This window comes from Blastococcus sp. SYSU DS0669, from assembly GCF_054050895.1.
Window position 1 is genome coordinate 43,008 of record NZ_JBJHAE010000014.1, and the last position, 25,192, is coordinate 68,199.

Here is a 25,192-nt window from a genome sequence, read left to right on the forward strand (position 1 = left end):
TGACCGCGTCAGCCGGGCGCTGGAGTGCAGGCGCTCTCGTTCCTGGGAGCGTGCTGGCGGCCGGGGCGCTGGTGGCGGTGCTGTCCACCGTTCCTCGTCCTGACCCCCGCAGCGGGCCTGCGGTGAAGGCCGCCGGGCGCGGTCAGTTGATGCAGCCGGTGTCGGCGGCGGTGCGGGCGTCCTCGCCCTCGACCGGCGCCGCGGGCGGCTGTGCGTCGGTCGCCTGCCCGACGCCGTTGTAGTCCGAGCCCAGGACGAGCTGCACGGTGCCCGACGTGGCGTCGTCGACGACCCGGGTGACGGCGCCGGGGACGGCGGCGGCGACCGCGGCGGCGAGGGCCTCGTCCCCGGCGGCGTGGCGGATCTCGCTCTGCGCGTAGTCGGAGGAGTCGGCGTTCCCGGTGGAGACCACCGTGAACCCGGCGTCCTCGAGCTCGCCCTGGGCCGTGGCGGCCAGCCCGCTCGTTCCCGAGCCGTTGAAGACGGCCACCGAGACGTCCGCGGGGTCGGCGGCCTCCGGCGGGGCGGCCTCCTCCGGTGCGGGCTCGGGCTCGGCGGAGAGCTGCGAGAAGAACTGGCGGAGGGTGGCCTCGTCCTCGAGGCGGACGATCGACGCGTCGCCCTCCCGGTCGACGCCGAGGTTGGGCACGGTCTGGAACTCGATGCTGCCCGTGGTGACCGACTGCATCTGCTCGGCCAGCTGCAGCAGGTCCAGGTCCTCGTCCACCGTGAGCGACTCCGCGGCGGCCTGCACCAGCTCGCGCTGCTTGCCGAGGTCCAGCAGCACCTCCTCGGAGAGCATCTTGCGCAGCACGCCGGCGATGAAGACCTGCTGGCGGACGATGCGGTCGAAGTCGCCGCGGCCGTCCGGGCCGAAGTTGTGCCGCTGGCGCACGAACTTCAGCGCGTCCGCGCCGCTGATCGTCTGCGGGCCGGCCGGGAAGAAGGCGCCGGACCACTCACGGTCGTCCACGGCGTTGCAGAGGTTGACCTCGACGCCGCCGACGACGCTCGACAGCTCGAAGAAGCCGAGCAGGTCGACCTCGGCGTAGTGGTCGATCTCCAGCCCGGTGAGCCGGCTGATCGTCCGCACCAGCAGCTGCGCGCCGGCCGCCTGGCGGGCTGCCTCGGTCGCGGCGTCGGCGGCGCCGGTGTAGCCGTAGGCGTAGGCGGCGTTCAGCTTGTCCTCGCCGTGGCCGGGGATCTCGACCCACGAGTCGCGCGGGAAGGAGACGAACGAGGCGCGGGACCCGTCGGCGGGCACGTGCACCAGGATGATCGTGTCGGTGTTGATGCCGGAGTCCGTCCCGGCGTTGAGCTCGACCAGCTGCTCCTCGGTCAGGTTGCTGCGGCTGTCGTTGCCGACCAGCAGGAGGTTCATCGCCTCGCCGTCGCCGTCGTTGCCGTCGGCGGGGATGGCGTCGGTGCGGTTCACCGTCGCGTCGGCGACCTGGCCGAGGTACCAGCCCCAGCCGGAGCCCACGAGCAGCAGCACCGAGAGCAGCCCGGCGACCACGCGGCTGCCGACGACGAGGCGACGGTGGCCGTCCCGCTCGCGCAGGCCGGCGGCGCTCGACCCGGTCCGGGCGCGGGCGCGCCCGCCGGCGCGCGGGTCGAGGCGCGGGGGGAGCGGCCGGGCGCCCTGCTGGTCGCGGTCTCGGCCCACTGGTTCCTCGCTCACGCCGGTCGGCCCCGCGGCGGGGGTGTGGATGCGCCTCTGACCGGCCCGATCGTAGCCAGGACGCGTCCGTCGCGGAGCGCTCGCGACATGCCGGTGGGGGGACCGTGCTGGTTGACTCGTCGCATGGTCACGCCGATCCCGGAGCCCGACCGTCCGATCGACCCGAGCGAGCCCGTGCCCGACGATCCGGGCGAGCTCCTGCCGGACACCCCCGACACGCTGCCACCCGCGCCGGTCGAGCCCTCGCCCGACGACCCGGGCGGAGACCCCGGCGGGGTGCCCGAACCCGCCTGATCAGGTCGGCGGGCCCAGTTCGACGGTCACCCGTGTCCCGGCCGACGACGAGGAGAGGTGCAGCCGGCCACGGGAGGCCTCGGCCGTCCGCCGGACGATGTCCAGGCCGAGCCCGGTGGACCCGCCGCCGCTCCGGCCTCGCTCGAGCGCGGTGGCATCGAGGCCAGGTCCACCGTCGGCGACCGTGAGGAGGGCGCCGCCGCCGTCCCGCGGCCGGACGTCCACGGCGACGGGGGTGCCGTCCGGCGTGTGCTGGAAGACGTTGCCGAGCAGTGCGTCGACGGTGGCGGCGAGGTCGTCGGCGGGCACCCGCACCGGGAGCGCGTCGGGACAGGCGGTGAACCGGAGCGCCCGGCCCTCGTCCTCGGCGAGCGCCGACCAGAAGGTGACCCGCCCGGTCACCACCGCGGAGGCGTCGCAGCCGGTTCCGAGCCCCTCGCGCAGCGGGCGGCGGGCTTCGGCGATCACCGCGTCCACCGTGCGGCTCAGCGCGTCGACGTCCTCGCGGATCCGGTCCCGATCGGCCGGGGGGAGCCCCTCGGCGTCCAGGCGCAGGGCCGTCAACGGCGTGCGCAGCCGGTGCGCCAGGTCGGCCGCTGCCTCCCGCTCGGCCTGCAGCAGCTCGCCGATCCGCCCGGCCAGCCGGTTGACCGCCTCCCCGACCTCGCGCACCTCCGGTGGCCCGGCGGGGACGGCGCGCGCGGACAGCTCGCCGCTGCCGAGCCGGTGTGCCGTTGCGGCCAGGTCCATCACCGGGCGGGTGAGCGAGCGTGCCAGCCGATCGGCGACGACGAGGGCCACCAGCAGGAGGACGACGCCCAGCCCGGTGAGCACCGCCCAGGTGCGGGCGACGCCGGCGCGCAGCTGCTCCACCGGCACGAGCACCTCGACGACCGCCGTGCCGCCGGGACGGCCCACCGGCTGGACGAGACGTGTGCCCTCGGCCGACTCCTCGACCACGGGGCTCCCCGGTGCGGTGGTCGTGGTCCCGCGCTCGCCGAGCCACGTCGTCCCGTCGGTCCAGAGCACCCCCGCCCGCGGCCCCCCGGCGAGAGCCGCCAGATCCGCGGCGACCTGGTCCTGGTCCCCGAGGCCGACCGACGGCAGCAGGAACTGCAGCTGTGCCTGGCCCGCATCCAGGGCTCGTGCCTCGGCCACGCGGCTGACCAGCGACGCGGCGGGGAGCAGGAAGGCGAGCAGGACGACCGACGTCGTCGCCGCCACCAGCAGCGTGATGCGGCCTCTCACGGCTCGGGCTCGGTCAGGCGGACGCCGACGCCGCGCACCGTCTGCACCATGCGGGGACCGTCGTCCCCCAGCTTGCGCCGCAGCCAGGACAGGTGGACGTCGACGGTCTTGTCCGAGCCGCCGTACGGGAGCTGCCAGACCTCCGCGAGCAGCTCGCGCTTGGGGACCACCGCGCCGGGCCGCGCGGCCAGGTACGCCAGCAGGTCGAACTCCTTGGGCGCGAGCTCGACCGGCCGGCCGGCGTAGCTCACCCGGCGGCCGCGCGGGTCCACGGTCAGTTCTCCCACGGTGAGTTCGGCCGCGCCGCTGCCCGCGGGGCTGCTCCGGCGCAGCACCGCGCGGATGCGTGCGTCGAGCTGCTCCGCGCTGAACGGCTTGCGCACGTAGTCGTCGGCGCCGGCATCCAGGACCCGCACGATGCTCCCGTCGTCGTCCCGGGCCGTCGCGACGATGACCGGCACCGAGGAGACCGCGCGGAGCATGCGCAGCAGTTCGCCGCCGTCGAGATCGGGGAGCCCGAGGTCGAGCACGACGAGGTCCGGCCGCCCGTCGACGGCCTGTCGCAACCCCTCGAGCGCGGTGCCGGCCGAGCTGACCGCGTGCCCCCGGTCGCGCAGCGCGCGGATGAGCGCGGAGCGGATGCGCTCGTCGTCCTCGACGACCAGGAGCTGGGCCACGCCGCGGACGCTAGCGGGCCCTCGGCCCTGGGGATGGAAACCGGCGCGCTTCCTTGATGTCCTCTTGGGGTGGTCTTAACCCGCTCGGCCGGAGGGTCTGCGCCATGACACGAACCAGCATGAGACGACCGGTCCTCCTCGGAGCCGCCTGGACCGCGTCGGCGGCCGCAGCCGTCGGCCTGGGCTTCCTCGCGGTGTCGTTCGTGGACGCCTCGGCGTCGCCGGGCACGTCGCCGGTGGCGGCCAGCAGCTCCGCGTCGGCACCCCCGGCGCCGACGGCGTCCGTGCCGCACGGGTCGGCCCCCGGCCCGTCGGCGCCCGCCGCGTCGGCAACCGGTGAGTACGCCACCGCCGGCGGCACCGTGTTCGCCGACTGCAGCAGCGGCTCACCCGTCCTGGCAGGGGTCCCCGCGGCCGGCTGGTGGGTCGACCCCTCCGACGACCTCGGCAAGATGGAGTTCGAGAACGACGACGACGACATCGACGTGCACGTCGCGTGCATCGACGGCGCACCGCGGTTCGCCCTGGACGACTCGGCGTTCCGGTCCCCGTCCTCGTCCCCGTCGACGTCCTCGTCCTCGTCCTCGTCCCCGTCGGCGTCCTGGTCGCCGGGCGCGGCGAGCCCCACCTCCGGCCACGACGACTCCGACGGACGGGTCGGCGGCGGCCACGGTCGCGACGACTGATCTCCTCCGCGAGCCCGGCGGGGGAGGTCCCCCGCCGGGCCTGGGAGACTGCTGCCGTGCTGCTGCGGATGTCGACCCTGTTCCTCCGGACCCTTCGGGACGACCCGGCCGACGCCGAGGTCGCCAGCCACCGCCTGCTCGCGCGGGCCGGCTACATCCGGCGCGCGGCCCCCGGCGGGTTCACCTGGCTGCCGCTGGGCTTCCGCGTCTTCCGCAACGTCGAGCGGATCATCCGCGAGGAGATGGACGCGATGGGCGCGCAGGAGGTGCACTTCCCGTCGCTGCTGCCCAAGGAGCCCTACGAGGCCACCGGGCGCTGGACCGAGTACGGCGACAACCTCTTCCGGCTCAAGGACCGTCGCGGCGTCGACCACCTGCTCGGCCCCACGCACGAGGAGATGTTCACGCTCCTGGTGAAGGACCTGTACTCGTCCTACAAGGACCTGCCGCTCTCGCTCTACCAGATCCAGACCAAGTTCCGGGACGAGGCGCGTCCCCGGGCCGGGCTGCTGCGCGGCCGCGAGTTCACCATGAAGGACAGCTACTCCTTCGACGTCGACGACGCCGGGCTGGACACGTCCTACGCCGCGCACCGCGACGCGTACATCAAGATCTTCGACCGGCTCGGCCTGGAGTACGCCATCGTCTCCGCGATGTCGGGCGCCATGGGCGGCTCCAAGAGCGAGGAGTTCCTGCACCCGACCGAGATCGGGGAGGACACCTTCGTCCGCTCGGCCGGTGGCTACGCGGCCAACGTCGAAGCGGTCACCACCGTCGTCCCCGACGAGATCCCGCTCGAGGGCCTGCCCGAGGCGCACGTCGAGGACACCCCCGACACCCCGACCATCGAGACGCTGGTCGCCGTCGCGCGGGACATGTTCCCCGAGGCCGGCTACACCGCGGCCTCGACGCTGAAGAACGTCGTCGTCACCCTCGTGCACCCCGACGGCACCCGCGAGCCGCTGGTCGTCGGCATCCCCGGCGACCGGGACGTCGACGCCAAGCGCCTCGGGGCGCAGGTGGCCCCGGCGGAGGTCGAGCCGTTCACCGAGTTCGACCAGCACCCGGCGCTGGTCAAGGGCTACATCGGGCCGCAGGTGCTCGGCAGTGGGAGCGAGTCGGGCATCCGCTACCTGGTCGACCCGCGGGTGGTTCCCGGCAGCCGCTGGATCACCGGCGCGAACGCACCCGGCAAGCACGTGTTCGACCTGGTCGCCGGCCGGGACTTCACCTGGGACGGCGTCATCGAGGCCGCCGAGGTGCTGGCCGGCGACCCCGCGCCCGACGGCTCCGGTCCGCTGGAGCTCGCTCGCGGCGTCGAGATGGGCCACATCTTCCAGCTCGGCCGCAAGTACGCCGAGGCGCTGGACCTCAAGGTGCTCGACGAGAACGGCAAGCTGGTCACCGTGACGATGGGCTCCTACGGCATCGGCGTCTCCCGTGCCGTCGCCGCGATCGCCGAGTCGACGCACGACGAGCTCGGGCTGGTCTGGCCACGGGAGGTCGCCCCGGCCGACGTGCACGTCGTGGCCACCGGCAAGGACGCCGCCGTCTTCGAGGCCGCCGAGTCGCTGGCGGCCCAGCTCGTCGCCGCCGGCCTCACCGTGCTCTACGACGACCGGCCGAAGGTCTCGCCCGGCGTGAAGTTCAAGGACGCCGAGCTGCTCGGCATGCCGACGATCGTCACCGTCGGCCGCGGCCTGGCCGAGGGCGTCCTGGAGCTGCGGGACCGGGCCACGGGGGAGCGCGAGGAGATCCCCGTCGACGACGCCACCGCCCGCGTGCTGGCCGCCGTCCGCAGCTGACCCCCAGCCACGATCAGGGAACCTGATCATGGCGCGTCCTCCCTCAGGGTGTGCGGTGAGGGAGGACGCGCTGCGGCGAGGGTGGACGGCGTCCGGCGGCCGTGGTCGGTGCGCCCGCGCGGGCCGACCCGGCTGCGTGACCGCCCCGTCCGGGCGTCTGGCATCATGGTCGGTCGAACACGGCGTCGGCGGCCCTCTCACCGGTGACGTGCGTGTCCCTGGCTCCGCCCCGGCGTACCCCCACACGTCGCCCGGCGAGCACCCGAAACGCGTTCGAGGAGAACACCACACACCGTGGCCACCAAGATCAAGCTCATGCGCCTGGGCAAGATGCGCGCGCCGTACTACCGCATCGTCGTCGCCGACGCCCGCACCAAGCGTGACGGCCGCTCGATCGAGACGATCGGCAAGTACCACCCGAAGGAGGACCCCTCCTTCATCGAGGTCGACTCCGAGCGGGCGCAGTACTGGCTGGGCGTCGGCGCGCAGCCGACCGAGGCCGTCGCCGCCATCTTCCGGGTGACCGGTGACTGGCAGAAGTTCAAGGGCGAGCCGGCCCCGGCTCCCATGAAGGTCGCTGCCCCGAAGCCGGACAAGAAGGCCCTGTACGAGGAGGCCGTCCGCGCGGGTATGGAGGAGCCGGCCGCCGGCGCCACCACCCCCAAGAAGAAGGCCGCCCCCAAGGCCGAGGCCCCGAAGGCGGACGCCTCTGCGGCCGACGCCCCCGCAGCCGACGCCGCTCCGGCCGAGACGCCGGCCGAGTAAGACGTGCTCGAAGAAGCGCTCGAGCACCTGGTCAGGGGCATCGTCGACAACCCCGACGACGTCACCGTCGACCTGCTCACCAACCGCCGCGGCAAGACCCTCGAGATCCGCGTCCACCCGGACGACCTCGGCAAGGTCATCGGCCGCGGCGGGCGCACCGCCAAGGCGCTGCGCCAGGTGATGACCGGGGTCGGCGGACGAGGCCTGCGGGTCGACGTCGTCGACACCGACGGGCGCTGAGCACCGGCTCCTTTGAGCACCCAGAACGAACCCACCGACACCGTGGTGGTCGGCCGCATCGGCCGGCCCCACGGTGTCCGTGGTCTGGCCACCGTCGAGGTACGCACCGACGACCCTGAGGGGCGCTTCGCCCCCGGGGCGGTGCTGCTGACCGATCCGGCGGAGCGCGGCCCGCTCACCGTCGTCGACCGGCGGTGGCACAGCGGCACGCTGCTGCTCCAGCTCGCCGCACCCGATGGCGCCGTCTACGACGTCCGCGAGGCCGTCGACGAGCTGCGCAACACCTTGCTGCTGGTCCGGGTCGCCGACCTGCCCGAGCTCGACGACCCCGACTCCTACTACGACCACCAGCTCGTCGGCCTGGCCGCCCGGCTCCCGGACGGCACGGTGATCGGTGAGGTGACCGCGGTCCGCCACGAGGCGCAGGACCTGCTGGTCGTCCGCCGCGTCGAGGGCGGGGACGCGCTGATCCCGTTCGTCACCGCGATCGTGCCGACCGTCGACGTCGCCGGCGGGTTCGTGGTGGTCGACCCGCCCGAGGGGCTGCTCGACCTGTGAGTCACGCCTTCCGGATCGACGTCGTCACGATCTTCCCGGAGTACCTGGCGCCGCTGCGCCAGTCGCTGCTCGGCAAGGCCGTCGAGCGGGGACTGGTCGAGGTCGGCGTGCACGACCTCCGGCAGTGGACCGACGACGTCCACCGCACCGTCGACGACGCCCCGTACGGCGGTGGCCCCGGCATGGTGATGAAGCCCGAGCCGTGGGGCCGCGCCCTGGAGGCCGTCCGCCCGCCCGGCACCCGGCTCGTGGTGCCGACCCCCGCCGGTCGGCCGTTCACCCACGCGATGGCGGTGGAGTGGTCGACCGAGCCCGGGCTGGTCTTCGCCTGCGGGCGCTACGAGGGCATCGACCAGCGGGTCGCCGACTGGGCGGCCGAGGCCGGGCCGGTCTCCGAGGTCTCGATCGGCGACTACGTGCTCGCCGGCGGTGAGGCCGCCGTCCTGGTGATGACCGAGGCGGTCACCCGGCTCATCCCCGGGGTGCTGGGCAACCGCGAGTCCGCGGAGTACGACTCGCACGCCGACGGCCTGCTCGAGGGCCCCTCCTACACCCGGCCGGCGAACTGGCGGGGCCACGAGGTGCCCCCGGTCCTGCTGTCGGGGGACCACGCCGCCATCGACCGCTGGCGGCGCGCCGAGTCCCTGCGCCGCACGGCGGCCCGCCGCCCCGACCTGCTGGCCGCCCTGCCGGACGACGCGCTCACCGACGCCGAGCGGGCGTCGCTGGCCGGTGGCTGACCGGCCGGTCCAGCGGACGACGGCGCGCGTCGTCGTCCTGGACCCGGAGGGGCGGGTGCTGCTGCTCGGCGCCCGGCTGCCCGATCCCTCCGTGCCGCCCGGCGAGGTGCTGTTCTGGTACACGCCCGGCGGGGGAGTGGAGGACGGCGAGACCCTCCGCGCGGCCGCCGTCCGGGAGCTAGCCGAGGAGATCGGGCTGCACGTCGAGACGACCGCGCTCGAGGGGCCGGTGTGGCTGCGGCGGCACGTCGGGCCGTTCGGCGAGCAGGTGTTCGACACCCGCGAGACGTTCTTCGTGCTGCGCGACGTCGTCCACGAGGTCGTCCCCGGTGCGCTCACCGCGCTGGAGCTGCTGGCCGACGAACCGCACCGGTGGTGGACGACCGGCGAGCTGGCGGCGGGGGGAGCCTTCGTCCCGGCCGACCTCGCCGCTCTGGTGGCGGAGCTGCGGGCGGGGCCGTGGACGGGCCCGCCGCGCATCGTCGCGTGACGATGTGGCACAGTAGAGAGTCGCTGCTGACCGACGGCACCGCTGTCGGGAGCTCCGCACCGGAGCCGCAGCCCCCCGGAACGGACAGCCGGGGCGTTCCGCTGTCCGAACCGAGAACGAGCCACCTGAGACTGAGGACTGCCGAGATGAACACCCTGGACGCACTCGACGCCGACTCGCTGCGCGACGACATCCCCTCGTTCCGCCCGGGTGACACCGTCAAGGTGCACGTCCGCGTCATCGAGGGCAACCGCTCGCGGATCCAGGTCTTCCAGGGTGTCGTCATCCGCCGTCAGGGCGGCGGCATCCGCGAGACCTTCACCGTGCGCAAGGTCAGCTTCGGTGTCGGGGTCGAGCGCACCTTCCCGGTGCACACCCCCGTCGTGGAGAAGATCGAGGTGCTGACCCGCGGTGACGTGCGTCGCGCCAAGCTCTACTACCTCCGCGAGCTGCGCGGCAAGGCCGCCAAGATCAAGGAGAAGCGCGAGACCGTCGCGCGCTGACCTCCCCGCGAGGACACGCTGCAGCCGGGCCGACCGGCTGGAACTCGGCGGGTCCCCCGCGCCGTACGCTGGCTCCTGATGAGCAGCGACCGGCCCGGGGGGCCCGCCGACGTCGTCCCGGGCGAACCCGATGAGCCCGACCGGACCCCCGACGCCTCACCCGCCTCCGAGAGGCCCGTGCGCCGGCGCCGGAGGGCGAAGGACCCGAAGAAGGGTTCGCTCCTGCGGGAGCTGCCGGTCCTCCTGCTGATCGCCTTCGTGCTCGCGCTGGTGGTCAAGACCTTCTTCGTGCAGGCCTTCTTCATCCCCTCCGGATCGATGGAGCAGACGCTGCACGGCTGCACCGGCTGCACCGGCGACCGGGTGCTGGTCAACAAGGTGCCGTACTGGTTCGGGGAGCCCGAACCCGGTGACATCGTCGTCTTCCGCGGCCCGGACACCTGGACGCCGGAGATATCGGTCGAGGAGCCCGGCAACTGGTTCACCGGCGCGCTGCTGTGGCTGGGCCGCACGATCGGCGTCGCGCCGCCCAGCGAGGACGACTTCGTCAAGCGCGTCATCGCCACCGAGGGGCAGACCGTCCAGTGCTGCGACGTCGAGGGCCGGGTCACCGTCGACGGCGAACCGCTCGAGGAGCCCTACATCTTCGAGGACATGCCCATCGAGAGCCGGCCGTTCGGCCCGGTGACCGTTCCCGAGGGCCGGCTGTGGGTCATGGGGGACCACCGCTCCGCGTCGGCGGACTCGCGCTCGCACGTGGGTGACGAGTACGCCGGCACCGTCGCTGTCGACGACGTCATCGGCAAGGCCGCGGTCATCGTCTGGCCGCTGGACCGGTTCGGATTGCTCGACTCCCCGGACATCCAGGGCGTCGAGGCGTCGGGAGCCGTGCCCCCGGTCCCCGATGACGGGGTGGGCCCGGTGGGCGCGGTGGCGGTGCTGCCCTACGCCGTCGGGCTGGCCGGTGCCGTGCCCCTCACCGCGTGGCGCCGGCGGGCGCGCGCCGTCCCACCGTCCTCCTGATGGTCGTGGCGTTGCAGGAGTGATTCCGGCGCCTTTCACCATCGCCGCGGGCAATCGCACAAGAATTGCCGGAAAAGCATTCAAGCAACCGTTTTCCCCTTCCGATGGAGTGATTGCACGTTCCCGGAAGTGAAACGGAGTCAGTTGTGTCTGCACCCATGGCGAGCACCGCGCGCGGCATCACCCGCGTGCTCCTCCTCGCCGACGCGCCCGTCCTGCGTCGCGGGCTGGTGAGCATGATCAACGAGACCGCCGGCATGCAGGCCGTCGGCACTCCCGGCGAGCTGCGGCGGGCCCTCACCCTGGTCGAGACCGCCCGCCCCGACGCCGTCGTGGTGGAGCTGGGGTCCGGTCGGGCGGCCACGCTGAACGCCTGCCGTGATCTGCGGCGCCGCTTCCCCCGGGTCGCGATCGTCGCGCTGGCCACCTCCGAGGACCCGGCCGTGGTCAACGAGGCCCTGGCAGCCGGCATCCGCGGCTACCTGATGATCAACACGTCCCCGACGCTGCTCGGCTGGGCGATCCTCGCCGCCCGCGCCGGGCGCACCGTGGTCGATCCGCAGATCCGCCGCGTGGAGCCCTCCGCCGTGCCGACCGCCAAGCCGTTCGCCCCCGAGGTGCCGCTGACCCGCCGCGAGCAGGACGTCCTGGACGAGCTGCTGCAGGGCCAGTCGAACCGGCAGATCGGCCGCAACCTCTTCATCAGCGAGGACACGGTCAAGTCCCACGTCAAGGCCATCCTGCGCAAGCTGGGTGCCCGCGACCGGGCGCACGCCGTCTCGCTGGTCCTCTCCAACCGCGGTCCGGGCTGCGGCTGCGGCGCGCACCCGGCGGCCGCATCCCCCGAGGAGACGGCCGACGTCTGACCGGCTCCTCTCCCGCCCCCGCAGGCCGGCTCCCGTTCCCGGGAGCCGGCCTGCGGCGCGTCCGGGGGGCGGCGGCGGTGTCGGCCCGCCGTCGTAGTGTCGTGCGGCGATGGCCGCACCTCCCACCCACACCCCATCCGCGCCGGCGGTCCGCGTCCGGCGCACCCTCGCCGACGACCGGCCCGACGCGCTCTGGGACATGGAGCGCGCGCTGCGCCGGCGGGGGTTCGAGGCGGTCGCCGGGGCCGACGAGGCCGGGCGGGGTGCCTGCGCCGGCCCGCTGGTCGCCGCGGCCTGCATCCTGCCCGCGGGACGCCGGGGCCGGGTGCCGGGGCTGGCCGACTCCAAGCTGCTCACGGCGGCCGCCCGGGAGCGTGCCTACGACGAGATCCTCGACCGGGCGGTCGCGTGGTCGGTCGTCGTCCTGCCGGTCGCGGACCTCGACGCCCGGGGCATGCACGTGACCAACATCGAGGCGCTGCGCCGCGCGGTGTGCACGCTGGACCCCGGCCCGGACTACGTGCTGACCGACGGCTTCCCCGTGCCGGGCCTCGCCCGCCCGGGGCTGGCCGTCTGGAAGGGCGACCGGGTGGCCGCCTGCGTGGCCGCGGCCTCGGTGCTGGCCAAGGTGACCCGCGACCGGATCATGCTCGAGCTGCACGAGCGCTGGCCGGAGTACGACTTCGCCGGCCACAAGGGCTACATCACCGACGTGCACACCGCCGCGCTGGACCGCCACGGGCCCTGCCCCGAGCACCGGATGCGCTTCGTCAACGTGCGCAGCGCCCGCGACGCGCACGCCGAGCGGACCACCCACCTGACCGGTTCCGGTGCCATGGTCGATGATGGGCCCATGCGCCCTGTGTCCTTAGCCCTGACGAGCACCGAGGACCTTCGAGGGTCGCCGCAGGCGTCCGGTTCCCCTGCCGGCATCAGCCGTAGGCATCCGGTTCCCCTGCGGAGCAGCGATGCGGAGCAGTGTCGATGAGCACCGAAGACCTCGAGAAGTACGAGACCGAGATGGAGCTGCAGCTCTATCGCGAGTACCGGGACATCGTCCGGCAGTTCACGTACGTGGTGGAGACCGAGCGCCGGTTCTACCTGGCCAACTCCGTTGACCTGCAGGTGCGGGAGGCCGCGGGAGAGGTCTACTTCGAGCTGAAGCTCTCCGACGCCTGGGTGTGGGACATGTACCGGCCCGCCCGGTTCGTGCGCAACGTGCGCGTGCTGACGTTCAAGGACGTCAACGTCGAGGAGCTCGACAAGCCCGACCTCGAGCTCCCGGACGGTCCCCGGCTGCCGTAGCCGTCCACACCCGGCGGCCCCGTCCACAGATCGCCCCAGGGGCTCGGCCCGGCGCCCCCGCGGCGGCACGGTCGGGGGGTGCCTCCCACCACCGAACTCGGCGCCCGCGGTGAACGCATCGCCGTCGCCTACCTGACCGACGCCGGCCTGCGCGTCCTCGACCGCAACTGGCGCTGCCGCGAGGGCGAGATCGATCTCGTCGCGCGGGAAGGTGACGCCCTCGTCTTCTGCGAGGTGAAGACGCGGCGGGGCACGGGCTACGGCCATCCCGTCGAGGCGGTCACCCTCGCCAAGCGGCGCCGGATCCGGACGTTGGCGCAGCGCTGGCTGGCCGTGCACGACCACCACGCCCCCGAGGTGCGCTTCGACGTGGTGGGCGTGCTGGTGCGCCCGGAGCGCCCGGCGGTCGTCACGCACCTGCGGGGGGCTTTCTCGTGACGCTGGCCCGCACGTGGTCGGTCGGGCTCGCCGGCGTCCGCGGCGCGATGGTCGAGGTCGAGGTGGACATCGCCGCCGGGCTGCCCGGTGTGGTGCTCGTCGGGCTGCCCGACGCGGTGGTCCGCCAGTCGGTCGACCGGGTGCGCGCCGCGATCGCGAACGCCGGCGGCGAGTTCCCCGTCCGCCGGGTGACCATCGGGCTCTCGCCCGCGTCGATGCCCAAGCAGGGGAGCGGGTTCGACCTCGCCGTGGCCGCCGGGGTGCTGGCCGCCGCGGGCGCGGTGCCCGCCGGCGCCGTCGACCGGCTGGTGCTCCTCGGCGAGCTGGGCCTGGACGGCTCCGTGCGCTCCATCCGCGGCGTCCTGCCGGCGGTCCTCGCGGCGGCCCGAGCCGGGCACGCGCAGGTCGTCGTCCCGGTGGAGAACGCCGCCGAGGCGGCCCTGGTGGACCGGGTCGAGGTGCTCGCCGTCGCGACCCTCACCCAGCTCGTCGCGCACCTGTTGGGCGCGGCGCGACTGACCCCGCACGTCCGCGGGGCGGCGCCCGCGCAGCCGCCGGTGCCGGAGCTCGGGGACGTCGTCGGCCAGGCCGCCGGCCGCCGGGCCGTGGAGGTCGCCGCCGCCGGCGGGCACCACCTCTACCTCGCCGGGCCGCCCGGTGCCGGCAAGACGATGCTCGCCGAGCGGCTGCCCGGGCTGCTGCCCCCGCTGGACGAAGAGGCGGCGCTCGAGGTCACGGCCATCCACTCCATCGCCGGCACTCTGCCGCCGGAGGCGCCGCTGATCACCCGGCCGACCTTCGAGGCGCCGCACCACTCGGCGACGATGGCGGCGCTGATCGGGGGTGGCTCGGGCCAGATCCGGCCGGGCGCGCTGTGCCGGGCGCACCGCGGGGTCCTGTTCCTCGACGAGGCGCCCGAGTTCCCCCGGGCGGTGCTCGACACGCTGCGCCAGCCCCTGGAGCGGGGGCAGGTCACCATCCAGCGGGCCGCGGGCGCGGCCACGTTCCCGTGCCGGGCGCAGCTCGTGCTGGCGGCGAACCCCTGCCCGTGCGCCACCGCCGCGGGGGACACCGCTTGCACCTGCAGCCCGCTGGAGCGGCGGCGGTACCAGGCACGCCTCTCCGGTCCGCTGCTCGACCGCGTCGACCTGCGGGTGGAGCTGCCCCCGGTCACCCGGGCGGCCTGGCTCGACGGGCTCCCCGCGCCGGAGTCCACCGACGTGGTCGCCGCGCGGGTGGCCCGGGCGCGGGCCGCGGCACGGGCGCGGCTCGCCGGCACCGGGCTCGCGCTCAACAGCGAGGTGCCGGGTCGCCTGCTGCGCGACCGGTTCGCGATCCCGCGGGCGTCGCTCCGGCTGGCCGAGCGGGCGCTCGAGCGCGGCTCCATCTCGGTGCGTGGCTTCGACCGGGTGGTGCGCGTCGCGTGGACGGTCGCCGACCTGGCCGGGCGCGGCGTGCCGTGCACCGACGACGTCGCCGAGGCCCTCGGCATGCGGCTGCAGCGGGCCGTGGCGTGACCACCCTCGAGGAGGACCTGGAGGACGCGGCCGGCGCGCCGCCGGTGGCGGGCGAGGTGCACCCGGGGGTCCGCCGGGCGCGGGCGTGGCTCAGCCGGGCGGTCGAGCCGGGGGTCGTCGACCTCTGGCGCTGGGTCGAGGACGTCGGCCCGGTGGAAGCCACCCGATGCATCCGCGCCGGAACGGCTCCCGACCGGGTCCGGGCCATCGTGGGCGCCCGGGCGGGGCAGGACGCGACGGCGGCAGATCTGCAGCGCGCGGAGCGGTGCGGCGCCCGGCTGGTGGTGCCGGAGGACGACGAGTGGCCGGCCTTCGCGCTGCACGCGCTGACCATGGCTGCGCTGCAGCAGCCGCACGACCGCACGCGGCAGGCGAAGCGCACGCAGGCGCTCGTGCCGCCACTCGCCCTCTGGGTGCGGGGGACGGCCCGGTTGGCCGAGGTCACCGACCGTTCCGTGGCGGTCGTCGGCTCCCGGGCCTCGACCGCGTACGGCGAGCACGTGGCCGCCGAGCTGGGGCACCAGCTCGCCGCTCGCGGCTGGACGGTGGTCTCCGGGGGCGCCTTCGGGATCGACGCGGCCGCCCACCGCGGTGCGCTCGCGGCGCAGGGGCCGACGATCGCCGTCCTCGCCTCCGGCGTGGACCGCCCGTACCCGGCGGGGAACGGGACGCTGCTCGACCGGATCGCCGCGAGCGGCCTGCTGGTCAGCGAGTGGCCCCCGGGTGCCGCGCCCCACCAGCACCGCTTCCTGGTCCGCAACCGCCTCATCGCGGCGCTGAGCCGCGGCACGGTCGTGGTCGAGGCGGCGGCCCGGTCGGGCGCGCAGGCGACGGCGAACCGCGCGCGCGACCTCGGGCGACGGGTGCTGGTGGTCCCCGGTCCGGTCACCTCGGCGATGAGCGTGGGCTGCCACGAGCTCCTCCGGGACGAGGAGGGTGGCGCTCGGCTGGTGACCTGCGCGGCGCACGTCATCGAGGAGGTCGGCGGCATCGGTGTCGATCTGGCCGAGGCCGCTCCCCGGCCTGCCTCCCCGCGCGACGGGCTCTCCGACCTCGCCGTGCGGGTGCTCGACGCCTGCCCGGTGCGCAGCGGCGTCAGCCCGGAGCGGCTGGCCCGCACCGCCGGCTGCGACGTGCTCGAGGTGCTGCGCGTGCTGCCGGCACTGGAGGTGGCGGAGCTGGTCCAGCGGACGAGCACGGGCTGGCGGCTGGCCCCGCCGCCGAAGCCGCCCGGCGCGGCGGCTTGACCGGGGCCGGGCGCCGACGGACGGTGCCCCCGTGGCCACGCCCAGCACCGACGAGGTCCGCGCCGGGCTGCCGCCCGCGCTGGCCGAGGCGCTGGCCGGCTACGAGGAGCACCTGACCGGGCAGCGCGACCTCTCGGCGAACACCGTGCGCAGCTACGTCGGCGACGTCGCCCGGCTGCTGGACCACCTCGCCCGGCGCAGCGGCACCCAGCCGCACGACCTCGACCTCGCCACCCTGCGGAGCTGGCTGGCCCAGGGGCGCACCCGCGGGCACAGCCGCTCGACGACCGCCCGCCACGCGTCGGCCGCGCGGTCGTTCACCGCCTGGCTGCGCCGCGCCGCCCTCACCCCCGAGGACGTCGGCCAGCGCCTGGTGAGCCCGAAGGCGCACCGCACCCTCCCCGATGTCCTGGCGCCCGAGCAGGCGCGGGCCCTGGTGGAGACGGCGGCGGGCGCCGAGGAGCCGGTGCAGCTCCGCGACGCGGTCGTCCTGGAGCTGCTGTACGCCAGCGGCATCCGGGTCAGCGAGCTCGTCGGCCTGGACGTCGACGACGTCGACCGCGGGCGACGGCTGCTGCGTGTGCTGGGCAAGGGCAGGAAGGAGCGCAGCGTGCCGTACGGCGTGCCCGCCGAGCGGGCGCTGGAGGCCTGGCTGACCCGCGGGCGCCCGGCCCTCGCCCGGCCGGACTCCGGGCCGGCGCTCCTGCTCGGGCTGCGCGGCGGCCGCCTCGACGCGCGGGAGGCCCGGCGGACGGTGCACGCCGCGACGGCCGGCGTCCCGGGGGCGCCGGACATCGGTCCGCACGGGCTGCGGCACTCCGCGGCCACGCACGTCCTCGAGGGCGGCGCGGACCTGCGTTCCGTACAGGAGCTGCTCGGCCACGCTAGCCTCGCGACGACACAGATCTACACGCACGTGACGGTCGAGCGGCTCCGTGCGGTCCACGCCCAGGCGCACCCCCGTGCCTGACGCGCGCGGCCGGGTGGCGGGATCTGCGGACGCAGTCAGGACCACGCGGGACCACGGACGGTGCCCGCGCAGCACGACCGAGGAGCGCCACCGTGTCTGAGGCAACCATCCGTCGCATCGACGAGTCCGGTGAGGACGCCGATGCCCTGCTGGCCGACCTGTGGGCGCGGTACGTCGAGGGCCGGGACGCCGGCCTGCGCGACCGGCTGATCCTCCACTACGCGCCGCTGGTGAAGTACGTCGCCGGCCGGGTGGGCAGCGGTCTGCCCGCGCACGTCGAGCAGGCCGACCTCATCTCCTACGGGACGTTCGGGCTCATCGACGCGATCACCCGCTACGAGCCCACCCGCGAGGTGAAGTTCGAGAGCTACGCGATGGCGCGCATCCGCGGCGCGATCATCGACGAGCTGCGCAACACCGACTGGATCCCGCGGTCGGTGCGCGTCAAGGCCCGGGCCTTCGAGCGCACCGTCGCCGAGCTCGAGAGCAGGCTGCACCGGACGCCGACCGACGAAGAGGTCGCCGACGCCATGGACATGGACGTCGAGGACATCCGGAAGTTCCTGGGCCAGCTCTCGCTGGTCAACGTGGTGGCCCTCGACGAGCTGCTGACCGACGACGAGGGCGGCTCCCCGCGCCTCGGCGACACCCTGCAGGACCCCAGCGCCCTGGACCCGCAGGCGATGGCGGAACACGGCGAGGCCCGGCAGCTGCTGGCCCGCGCGGTCGAGCAGCTGCCCGAGCGGGAGAAGGTCGTCGTCTCGCTCTACTACTTCGAGGGCCTCACGCTCGCGGACATCGGGCGGGTGCTCGGCGTGACCGAGAGCCGGATCTGCCAGCTGCACACCAAGGCGGTCCTGCACCTGCGCACCAAGCTCGCCGACATCGCCTGACGTCGGGCAGCGGCGTCTCCGCTGGGGACGGCGGTCAGTTGCCGGCCGGGTCGTCGTCCGGACGGGGGCCCAGCAGCGGCTGAGTGCCCGGCGGATTGCGGTGCCCTTCCTGCCAGGGCAGCCGGCCGGTGGAGTCGGGCCAGATGAGCTGCAGCGCGTCCACGGTGCCGTGCAGCTGCTCGATCACGGTGAGCCGCTCGGTGTCCTCGACGCGGAGGAAGACCACGGGGGAGTCCTCGTCGGTCAGCGCCGCCGTGGCGGTACCCGGCGCGAACCGGGCCCCGCCCCGGACCGCCTCGCCGACCAGGTTCAGGTACTTCTCCGCGGCGGGGAACGGCAGCCCCACCACGACCACCTCGGGGTGCTCCCACGCTGCGAGGCCCACCGTGTAGGAGTAGCGCGGCTCGCCGGGCGTGCCGCCACCGTGCAGCACCGCCCACCCGAAGGTGTCGATCACCTGGTGCAGGCCCCTCAGCACCTGGTCGGCGTCCTGCTCGCCCTCGGTCGGCCCGCTCTCGACCGGCCCGCTCTCGACCGGTCGGGCCGCGATCGCCGGGGCCGGGGCCTCGGCCGGCTGCACGTCGGTCGTCCCGGCACCGGCCTGCTCGACACCGGTGGGCTCGCCGGAGCCCGGGTTGGCGGCACGCTTGCGTCGGAATCGCACACCTGGACGGTAGCGCCGGGGTGCCGGGTCGCCCGGGATCCCCGCAGGGACGGTGCGTACGACCTGTCACCGCGCGCTGACTGGCTGTGGTGCACCGTGGGCATCGCCGGCAAGGGGGAGCAGTCGCACCCGCGGGGGCCGGAGCAGCGACATGGGGTCGAGGTAGACCTCGCCGCGGCGCGCCCCCCAGTGCAGGCAGGCGGCGACCGGGCACTCGTCGTGGCCGGCCAGCAGCACGCCCAGACGAGCTCCACGGACGACGGACCGGCCGGTGCCCACCGACGGCGTCACCGGCTCGTACGTCGTCCGGAGCCCTCCGGCGTGGTCGACGCTGACCACGGGCCGCCCGGCGACCATCCCGGCGAAGACGACGACCCCGTCGCCGGCCGCCCGCACCGGGGAGCCGGGAGCGGCTGCCAGGTCGACCCCGCGGTGCCCGGGCCCGTACCGGTGCGGAGGTGGCTCGAACGGGCGGGTGACCACCGGCTCGCCGGGCAGGGGAGCGCTCCAGAGCGGCTCCGGTCGGGACGGCCCGGCGGTGGTCGGCGACGCCGTGGCGGGGACGACGCCGGCCAGGACGAGCAGACCGAGGAACAGGGCGGCCAGCGGACGGGCGCGTAGGGGCATCCCCCGATGCTGGTCGCGGGCGGCGTGCTGGAGGGCGGGCGGCCGGTACGTGTGGACGCCCGTACCCGCTGTGGACGGGTCGCCGACCGGCGCGACGAGGGTGCCGGTGGACGACGCGTATGCTGTCCGGTGCGGCCCGTGCGAGCGGGTCGACTTCGCGCGTCCTCTTCCCGCCGATCGGCGGGGCAGTCGCCACCTCGGTCCCGGCCCAGCCGGGTGAGTGGCGCCGCAGGACGTCAGGGCGTGCACCACCCGGTGCCCGCGACAACCGGAATCCGCGCGGCCTCGGTCGCGCGCGAGAGCAGAGAGGCTGCGATATGGCAGTCGTCAGCATGAAGCAGCTGCTCGACAGCGGCGTCCACTTCGGGCACCAGACCCGTCGCTGGAACCCGAAGATGAAGCGCTTCATCTTCACCGAGCGCAACGGCATCTACATCATCGACCTGCAGCAGACGCTCGGGTACATCGACTCGGCGTACGAGTTCGTCAAGCAGACGGTCGCCCACGGCGGCTCGATCCTGTTCGTCGGCACCAAGCGCCAGGCGCAGGAGGTCGTCGCCGAGCAGGCGACGCGGGTCGGCATGCCCTACGTCAACCAGCGCTGGCTGGGCGGCATGCTCACCAACTTCCAGACGGTCCACAAGCGCCTCCAGCGCCTCAAGGAGCTCGAGGACATGGAGCAGACCGGCGTGCTGGTCAGCCTCTCCAAGAAGGAGCAGCTGGTCCTCAGCCGGGAGAAGGCCAAGCTCGAGCGCTCGCTCGGCGGTATCCGCGACATGCAGAAGGTGCCCAGCGCCATCTGGATCGTGGACACCAAGAAGGAGCACATCGCCGTCGGCGAGGCCCGCAAGCTCAACATCCCGGTCGTCGCGATCCTCGACACCAACTGCGACCCCGACGAGGTCGACTACAAGATCCCGGGCAACGACGACGCGATCCGCAGCATCACCGTGCTGACCCGGGTCATCGCCGACGCCGTCGCCGAGGGCCTCATGGCCCGCTCCGCCGCGCAGGCCAACGCCGGGCGCGAGGACGGCGAGCCCGCCGTCGGCGCCGGCGAGCCGCTCGCCGACTGGGAGCGCGAGCTGCTCACCGGCGGTACCGCCGACGAGCAGGCCGCCGCCACGCCGCTGCCGGAGACCCCGGCGCAGCCGGCCGACGTCACCGTCGGCGAGGTCGCCCCGGTCGAGGACGTCCCCGCCACCACCGGTGGCAAGGAGAACAACGCCGTCTGAGAAAGGACCCCGTCCCTCTCACCCCTCGCAAGCTCGGGGTGAGCCTCGGGACGGGGCTTTCCGGGCGTTCCGCTTCACCACATCCAGAAGGAAGTGACATGGCTGAGTTCACCGCGGCCGACGTCAAGCGTCTCCGCGACGCCACCGGCGCCGGCATGATGGACTGCAAGAAGGCCCTCACCGAGGCCGACGGCGACTACGACAAGGCCGTCGAGCTGCTGCGGGTCAAGGGCGCCAAGGACGTCGGCAAGCGTCTCGAGCGCTCCACCACGAACGGCATCGTCGTCAGCAAGGACGGCGCGCTGCTCGAGCTCGACTGCGAGACCGACTTCGTCGCCAAGAACGCCGACTTCATCGCGCTGGCCGAGCGCCTGCTCGAGATCGGCCTGACGAACAAGGCCTCCGACGCCGAGAGCCTGCTCACCAGCGAGGTCGACGGCCAGACCGTGGCCGCGCTCGTCGAGGGCGAGTCCGCCCGCATCGGCGAGAAGCTGGTCCTGAGCCGGTTCGCCGCGTTCGAGGGCACCACCGCCACCTACCTGCACAAGCGGGCCACCGACCTGCCCCCGGCCATCGGTGTCGCCGTGCAGTACTCCGGTGGCAGCGAGGACGCCGCCCGCAGCCTGGCGATGCACATCGCCGCCGCACGGCCGCGCTACCTCACCCGTGAGGAGGTCCCGGCCGAGGCGGTCGAGACCGAGCGCCGCGTGGCCGAGCAGACCGCGAAGGAGGAGGGCAAGCCCGAGCAGGCGATCTCCAAGATCGTCGAGGGGCGGGTCAACGCCTACTACAAGGACTTCGTCCTCCTCGAGCAGCCGTCGATCACCGAGCCCAAGCGCACGGTCAAGCAGATCGTCGACGAGGCCGGCCTGACCGTGGAGCGCTTCGCGCGCTTCGAGGTCGGCCAGGCGTAACGAGCCGTACAGCAGAGGACCCCGCGTCCCCATTCGGCCCCGGTGCAGGGGCCCGCGCCGAGCGTGGGGGGCAGCGGGGTCCTTTGCTGTGCGGACGCCCTCGCTCGGCAGGAGCGGGGCACCCGGATGCGGCAGGATCACTCCACCGACAGCACCCATCGACTCCACCCAGGGATGAACCGTTGACCGACACCACCACCGCGCCGCTGTCCGCCCCCACCGCCTTCCAGCCGGCCGACGGGGACGGCTACAAGCGCGTGCTGCTCAAGCTCTCCGGTGAGTCCTTCGGCGGCGGCAAGGTCGGCGTCGACGCCGACATCGTCAAGGGGATCGCGGAGCAGCTCGCCGAGGTCGTCTCCCGGGGCACCCAGGTCGCCGTCGTCATGGGCGGCGGCAACTTCTTCCGCGGCGCGGAGCTCTCGCAGGCCGGCATGGACCGGACCAAGGCCGACTACATGGGCATGCTCGGCACGGTCATGAACTGCCTGGCGCTGCAGGACTTCTGCGAGAAGGCGGGGCTGGAGACCCGGGTGCAGTCGGCCATCACGATGGGCCAGGTCGCCGAGCCCTACATCCCGCGCAAGGCGATCCGGCACCTGGAGAAAGGCCGGCTGGTCATCTTCGGCGCCGGCGCCGGCATGCCGTACTTCTCCACCGACACCGTCGCCGCCCAGCGGGCGTTGGAGATCGAGTGCCAGGTGCTGCTCATGGGCAAGAACGGTGTCGACGGCGTCTACGACGACGACCCCCGCACCAACCCCGACGCCGTCATGTACGACGACCTCGACTACGCGACCGTGCTGGCCAAGCAGCTCAAGGTCGCGGACGCGACGGCGATCAGCCTCTGCATGGACAACGCCATGCCGATCGTCGTGTTCGACCTGCTGCGCGACGGCAACATCGCCCGCGCCACCGCAGGTGAGAAGATCGGCACGTTGATCAGCCAGCCGGCGTGACGCCGGCTGCACCGATCGGGCACAGACGAGGACGCCGGCGGAACGAGAACCGCCGCAGGAGGGACACCCCGTGATCGACGACACCCTGCTCGACGCCGAGGAGCGGATGGACAAGGCCCTCTCGGTGGCGCGCGAGGACCTGGGCTCGGTCCGCACCGGCCGTGCCACGCCCTCGATGTTCAGCAAGATCATGGTCGACTACTACGGCGCCTACACCCCGGTGCCCCAGATGGCCTCGATCACCGTGCCCGAGGCGCGGATGGCGGTCATCAAGCCCTACGACATGTCGCAGCTGACGGCCATCGAGCGGGCCATCCGCGACAGCGACCTGGGTGTCAACCCGACCAACGACGGTCAGATCCTGCGCGTGGTGTTCCCGCAGCTCACCGAGGAGCGCCGTCGCGACCTGGTGAAGCAGGCCCGCGCCAAGGGCGAGGACGCGAAGGTGGCGCTCCGCAACATCCGCCGCCGCGCGAAGGAGGAGCTCGACCGCATCGCCAAGGACGGCGAGGCCGGCGAGGACGACGTGCGTCGCGCGGAGAAGGAGCTCGACGACCTCACCGCCCAGCACGTCGCGCACGTCGACGAGGCGATGAAGAACAAGGAGACCGAGCTCCTCGAGGTCTGACCTCCACTTCGGCCGCCGCTCCGATGACACCTCCCCCCGCCGACCGCCCGGGCTCAGTGCGCCCGGGGGGTCAGTCCTACCCGCGGGTGGGTGGCCCGGGGTCGGGCGGGCGCCGGCGGGACGGCGACACCGGGCCGGTGCCGGTCGCGGCGTCCCGCCCGCTGCCGCCGCTCCCGTCCCGCTCGCCGCTTCCGGTCCCCGACGAACCCGGGCCGACCCCCGATGCCGCCGACGACGTCCCCACGGCCACGGCCATGCCGCTGCCCGAGGCGGTCGCCCAGCTGCCCACCACGGAGCAGCCGGTGAGCCGCGCCGGCCGGAACCTGCGCGCGGCCATCGGCGTCGGCGTCGGGCTGGTCGCGGTCATCGTCGTGTCACTGTTCGTCTGGCGCCCGGCGTTCCTCGGGGTGCTCGTCGCCGCGATCCTCGTCGCCGTCGTGGAGCTCACCCGGGCCCTGGACAAGGGCGGGTACTCCGCGCCGCTCGTGCCGCTGCTCGTCGGCGCCTTCGCCATGGAGGCGCTCGCCTGGACGCGCGGCCCCACCGGCCTGCTCACCGGCTTCCTCCTGACCGCCCTGGCGGTGCTCCTGTGGCGACTGGCCGCCGGCCCGGTCGGCTACCGGCGGGACGCGGCCGCCGGCGTCCTGGTCGCGCTCTACGTCCCCCTGCTGGCCGGCTTCGCCGTCCTCCTGCTCGTGCCCGAGGACGGCGCCGTGCGGGTGCTGGCCTTCATCGCCACGGTCATCGCCAGCGACGTCGGGGGTTACGCCGCCGGGGTGCTGTTCGGCAAGCACCCGATGGCGCCCTCGATCAGCCCCAAGAAGTCGTGGGAGGGCATGGCCGGGTCCGTGCTCGCCTGCATGCTGATGGCCACGCCGATCCTGGTGCTCGGCCTCGGCGCACCCTGGTGGGGCGGGCTGGTCTTCGGGGCCGCGATCGCCGTCTCGGCGACCGTGGGGGATCTCGCCGAGTCGCTCATCAAGCGCGACCTCGGCATCAAGGACATGGGGGACCTGCTGCCCGGTCACGGCGGCATCATGGACCGGTTGGACTCGCTGCTTCCGTCCGCGGCGGCGGCCTACCTGCTCCTGGCGGTCCTCGCGCCCGTCTAGGGCTCCCGGTCGACGGACCAGGTCGTGCCCAGCTCCGCGAACCCGCGCCGGGCGTACCAGTGCCGCGGCCAGTCGTCGCCCGCGGCCTCCAGCACGACCAGGTCGCAGCCGGCCTCGGCGGCCAGCTCGAGCACCCGGGCGAGCACCGCGTCGCCGTACCCGCGCCCGCGGGCGTCCGGATCGGTCATCACCGACTCCACGGCCGCGGTGGCGCCGTCCACCCGCAACTGCGCGGCGGCCACCACCCGGCCGTCCTCCCGCACCACCACGTCGGTCACCGCGACCACCCGGTCGTTGAGCTGCTCCCGGCCGATGAGCTGCCGCACCACCGGCTCCAGCCGGTCGCCGAGGGCGGCGAGGTCTCGGCGCCAGCCCCGGTCCCACAGGCCGTGGACCTCCCGCTGGTCGACCACCTCGGCCCGCACGGCGGCGGCCGGCACGGCGAGCGCCGTGGGGCGGCCCATGAGCACGAGCTCCTCGGCGGCCCAGCCGCGGGCGGCGATCTCGGCGGCGACCGACGCGGCGCCGGGCCAGGTCAGGAGCGCTGCCAGGTGCGGCCACCCGGCGTTGCCACCGACCTCCTCGGCGGAGGCCTCGACGGTCGCCGCGTCGACCGGCCCGGTGAGGACCAGCCGGTTGTTGTCCCGGGAGTGCGGGACGTCCGGGTCCAGCACCGCCACGCCACCCGGTACGTCCCCCACGCCGACGGCCCGCCGGACCGGTACCGAGGCGTAGAGCGCCACCGCGCGGGCGAGGGCGTCGCCCGGCGCGGGTAGCACGAGCGGCGCCGGCGGCCGGTACGGGACGACCGCCACGACCGATGACGCCGGCAGCGGGCCGTGGAGGTGGGGGAACAGCATCCCCGCCGGGTCGTCAGGATGCCCGGGTTCCCACCGCACCGAGTGGGGGAGCCGTGCGGGGTCGACGACGAGCAGCGCCAGGTCACGGCGGCCGGGGAACAGCCGCTGCGCGGGCAGGTGCACCTGCTCCGGCGTCGAGAGGTGCACGAAGCCCTCCGCCGCCGGGGCGATCGCGCCCCTGCCCAGGGCGGCGCGCCACGCGGCCGGCTCGACCAGGTGCAGGAGGACGTCGTCGGTCACCCTGCGATCC

The 25,192-nt window shown here is 74.3% G+C and carries 29 protein-coding genes; 23 read left to right on the plus strand and 6 right to left on the minus strand.

What is annotated here, in order from left to right:
- Nucleotides 1-142: 142 nt before the first annotated feature.
- Entirely contained in the window at nucleotides 143-1,681 is a 1,539-nt protein-coding gene (locus ACI792_RS14420) for an LCP family protein (RefSeq protein ID WP_456603194.1), read from the minus strand.
- A gap of 123 nt (nucleotides 1,682-1,804) precedes the next feature.
- Between ACI792_RS14420 and ACI792_RS14425 the strand changes: the two genes are divergently transcribed.
- The gene (locus ACI792_RS14425) at nucleotides 1,805-1,975 is read left to right on the plus strand and encodes a hypothetical protein (RefSeq protein WP_456579049.1); all 171 of its coding nucleotides are present in this window, start codon (nucleotides 1,805-1,807) and stop codon (nucleotides 1,973-1,975) included.
- Here the strand turns inward: ACI792_RS14425 and ACI792_RS14430 are convergent, their stop codons facing one another.
- Nucleotides 1,976-3,223 carry a sensor histidine kinase gene (locus ACI792_RS14430; RefSeq protein ID WP_456603195.1) on the minus strand — a complete coding sequence of 416 codons (1,248 nt, stop codon included), beginning with the start codon at nucleotides 3,221-3,223 and terminating at the stop codon, nucleotides 1,976-1,978.
- Complete coding sequence (locus ACI792_RS14435) at nucleotides 3,220-3,900, minus strand: response regulator transcription factor (RefSeq protein WP_456603196.1); 681 nt, start codon at nucleotides 3,898-3,900, stop codon at nucleotides 3,220-3,222. Before ACI792_RS14435 ends, ACI792_RS14430 begins: the two co-directional genes overlap by 4 nt.
- 119 nt (nucleotides 3,901-4,019) lie before the next feature.
- On the opposite strand from ACI792_RS14435, the gene ACI792_RS14440 reads away from it, so the two are divergent.
- The 17 genes from ACI792_RS14440 (at nucleotide 4,020) to whiG (ending at nucleotide 17,946) form a co-directional block, all read left to right on the plus strand.
- Nucleotides 4,020-4,586, plus strand: coding sequence for a hypothetical protein (locus ACI792_RS14440; protein WP_456603197.1), 567 nt, complete (start codon nucleotides 4,020-4,022; stop codon nucleotides 4,584-4,586).
- Between the two features lie 56 nt (nucleotides 4,587-4,642).
- Entirely contained in the window at nucleotides 4,643-6,391 is a 1,749-nt protein-coding gene (locus ACI792_RS14445) for a proline--tRNA ligase (RefSeq protein WP_456603198.1), read from the plus strand.
- Nucleotides 6,392-6,685: 294 nt separating this feature from the next.
- Entirely contained in the window at nucleotides 6,686-7,156 is a 471-nt protein-coding gene (rpsP, locus tag ACI792_RS14450; RefSeq protein ID WP_456603199.1) for a 30S ribosomal protein S16, read from the plus strand.
- A 3-nt stretch (nucleotides 7,157-7,159) separates the two neighbouring features.
- Nucleotides 7,160-7,396 carry an RNA-binding protein gene (locus tag ACI792_RS14455; protein WP_104529572.1) on the plus strand — a complete coding sequence of 79 codons (237 nt, stop codon included), beginning with the start codon at nucleotides 7,160-7,162 and terminating at the stop codon, nucleotides 7,394-7,396.
- A gap of 12 nt (nucleotides 7,397-7,408) precedes the next feature.
- Nucleotides 7,409-7,954 (plus strand): ribosome maturation factor RimM, encoded by a 546-nt coding sequence (rimM, locus tag ACI792_RS14460; protein ID WP_456603200.1) that lies wholly within the window; start codon nucleotides 7,409-7,411, stop codon nucleotides 7,952-7,954.
- Entirely contained in the window at nucleotides 7,951-8,694 is a 744-nt protein-coding gene (trmD, locus tag ACI792_RS14465; protein ID WP_456603201.1) for a tRNA (guanosine(37)-N1)-methyltransferase TrmD, read from the plus strand. The genes rimM and trmD overlap by 4 nt, the downstream gene beginning before the upstream one ends.
- Nucleotides 8,687-9,184, plus strand: coding sequence for an NUDIX hydrolase (locus ACI792_RS14470; protein WP_456603202.1), 498 nt, complete (start codon nucleotides 8,687-8,689; stop codon nucleotides 9,182-9,184). Before trmD ends, ACI792_RS14470 begins: the two co-directional genes overlap by 8 nt.
- A gap of 146 nt (nucleotides 9,185-9,330) precedes the next feature.
- Nucleotides 9,331-9,687, plus strand: a complete 357-nt coding sequence (rplS, locus tag ACI792_RS14475; RefSeq protein WP_091933693.1) for a 50S ribosomal protein L19 — start codon at nucleotides 9,331-9,333, stop codon at nucleotides 9,685-9,687.
- A gap of 78 nt (nucleotides 9,688-9,765) precedes the next feature.
- On the plus strand, nucleotides 9,766-10,710 hold the full coding sequence (lepB, locus tag ACI792_RS14480; protein WP_456603203.1) for a signal peptidase I: 945 nt from the start codon (nucleotides 9,766-9,768) through the stop codon (nucleotides 10,708-10,710).
- A gap of 158 nt (nucleotides 10,711-10,868) precedes the next feature.
- On the plus strand, nucleotides 10,869-11,576 hold the full coding sequence (locus tag ACI792_RS14485; RefSeq protein WP_456603204.1) for a LuxR C-terminal-related transcriptional regulator: 708 nt from the start codon (nucleotides 10,869-10,871) through the stop codon (nucleotides 11,574-11,576).
- Nucleotides 11,577-11,685: 109 nt separating this feature from the next.
- Entirely contained in the window at nucleotides 11,686-12,564 is an 879-nt protein-coding gene (locus ACI792_RS14490; protein ID WP_456603205.1) for a ribonuclease HII, read from the plus strand.
- Complete coding sequence (locus ACI792_RS14495; RefSeq protein ID WP_456579037.1) at nucleotides 12,561-12,881, plus strand: DUF2469 domain-containing protein; 321 nt, start codon at nucleotides 12,561-12,563, stop codon at nucleotides 12,879-12,881. Before ACI792_RS14490 ends, ACI792_RS14495 begins: the two co-directional genes overlap by 4 nt.
- A 78-nt stretch (nucleotides 12,882-12,959) precedes the next feature.
- A complete protein-coding gene (locus ACI792_RS14500) occupies nucleotides 12,960-13,319 on the plus strand; it encodes a YraN family protein (protein WP_456579036.1) in 360 nt (119 codons plus the stop codon).
- Nucleotides 13,316-14,836: a YifB family Mg chelatase-like AAA ATPase gene (locus ACI792_RS14505; RefSeq protein WP_456603206.1), complete on the plus strand. Its 1,521-nt coding sequence runs from the start codon at nucleotides 13,316-13,318 to the stop codon at nucleotides 14,834-14,836. The genes ACI792_RS14500 and ACI792_RS14505 overlap by 4 nt, the downstream gene beginning before the upstream one ends.
- Nucleotides 14,833-16,083, plus strand: a complete 1,251-nt coding sequence (gene dprA, locus ACI792_RS14510) for a DNA-processing protein DprA (RefSeq protein ID WP_456603207.1) — start codon at nucleotides 14,833-14,835, stop codon at nucleotides 16,081-16,083. The genes ACI792_RS14505 and dprA overlap by 4 nt, the downstream gene beginning before the upstream one ends.
- Nucleotides 16,084-16,114: 31 nt before the next feature.
- Nucleotides 16,115-17,053, plus strand: coding sequence for a tyrosine recombinase XerC (locus tag ACI792_RS14515; RefSeq protein WP_456603208.1), 939 nt, complete (start codon nucleotides 16,115-16,117; stop codon nucleotides 17,051-17,053).
- A gap of 92 nt (nucleotides 17,054-17,145) precedes the next feature.
- Nucleotides 17,146-17,946: an RNA polymerase sigma factor WhiG gene (gene whiG / locus ACI792_RS14520; RefSeq protein ID WP_456579032.1), complete on the plus strand. Its 801-nt coding sequence runs from the start codon at nucleotides 17,146-17,148 to the stop codon at nucleotides 17,944-17,946.
- 34 nt (nucleotides 17,947-17,980) lie between these two features.
- Here the strand turns inward: whiG and ACI792_RS14525 are convergent, their stop codons facing one another.
- On the minus strand, nucleotides 17,981-18,610 hold the full coding sequence (locus ACI792_RS14525; RefSeq protein WP_456603209.1) for a DUF4262 domain-containing protein: 630 nt from the start codon (nucleotides 18,608-18,610) through the stop codon (nucleotides 17,981-17,983).
- Between the two features lie 66 nt (nucleotides 18,611-18,676).
- Nucleotides 18,677-19,237 carry a M23 family metallopeptidase gene (locus ACI792_RS14530; protein WP_456603210.1) on the minus strand — a complete coding sequence of 187 codons (561 nt, stop codon included), beginning with the start codon at nucleotides 19,235-19,237 and terminating at the stop codon, nucleotides 18,677-18,679.
- Between the two features lie 317 nt (nucleotides 19,238-19,554).
- On the opposite strand from ACI792_RS14530, the gene rpsB reads away from it, so the two are divergent.
- From rpsB to ACI792_RS14555, 5 genes are all read left to right on the plus strand, one after another.
- Nucleotides 19,555-20,472 carry a 30S ribosomal protein S2 gene (gene rpsB, locus ACI792_RS14535; protein ID WP_456603211.1) on the plus strand — a complete coding sequence of 306 codons (918 nt, stop codon included), beginning with the start codon at nucleotides 19,555-19,557 and terminating at the stop codon, nucleotides 20,470-20,472.
- Nucleotides 20,473-20,570: 98 nt separating this feature from the next.
- Nucleotides 20,571-21,386, plus strand: coding sequence for a translation elongation factor Ts (gene tsf, locus ACI792_RS14540; RefSeq protein WP_456603212.1), 816 nt, complete (start codon nucleotides 20,571-20,573; stop codon nucleotides 21,384-21,386).
- Nucleotides 21,387-21,568: 182 nt separating this feature from the next.
- Nucleotides 21,569-22,342, plus strand: a complete 774-nt coding sequence (gene pyrH, locus ACI792_RS14545; RefSeq protein WP_456579027.1) for a UMP kinase — start codon at nucleotides 21,569-21,571, stop codon at nucleotides 22,340-22,342.
- Nucleotides 22,343-22,412: 70 nt separating this feature from the next.
- The gene (gene frr, locus ACI792_RS14550) at nucleotides 22,413-22,970 is read left to right on the plus strand and encodes a ribosome recycling factor (protein ID WP_456579026.1); all 558 of its coding nucleotides are present in this window, start codon (nucleotides 22,413-22,415) and stop codon (nucleotides 22,968-22,970) included.
- Nucleotides 22,971-23,224: 254 nt separating this feature from the next.
- Nucleotides 23,225-24,082, plus strand: a complete 858-nt coding sequence (locus ACI792_RS14555) for a phosphatidate cytidylyltransferase (RefSeq protein ID WP_456603213.1) — start codon at nucleotides 23,225-23,227, stop codon at nucleotides 24,080-24,082.
- Here ACI792_RS14555 and ACI792_RS14560 read toward each other — a convergent pair.
- Nucleotides 24,079-25,182: a GNAT family N-acetyltransferase gene (locus ACI792_RS14560; RefSeq protein WP_456603214.1), complete on the minus strand. Its 1,104-nt coding sequence runs from the start codon at nucleotides 25,180-25,182 to the stop codon at nucleotides 24,079-24,081. The two genes, ACI792_RS14555 and ACI792_RS14560, sit on opposite strands and share 4 nt — an antisense overlap.
- Between the last annotated feature and the right edge of the window lie 10 nt (nucleotides 25,183-25,192).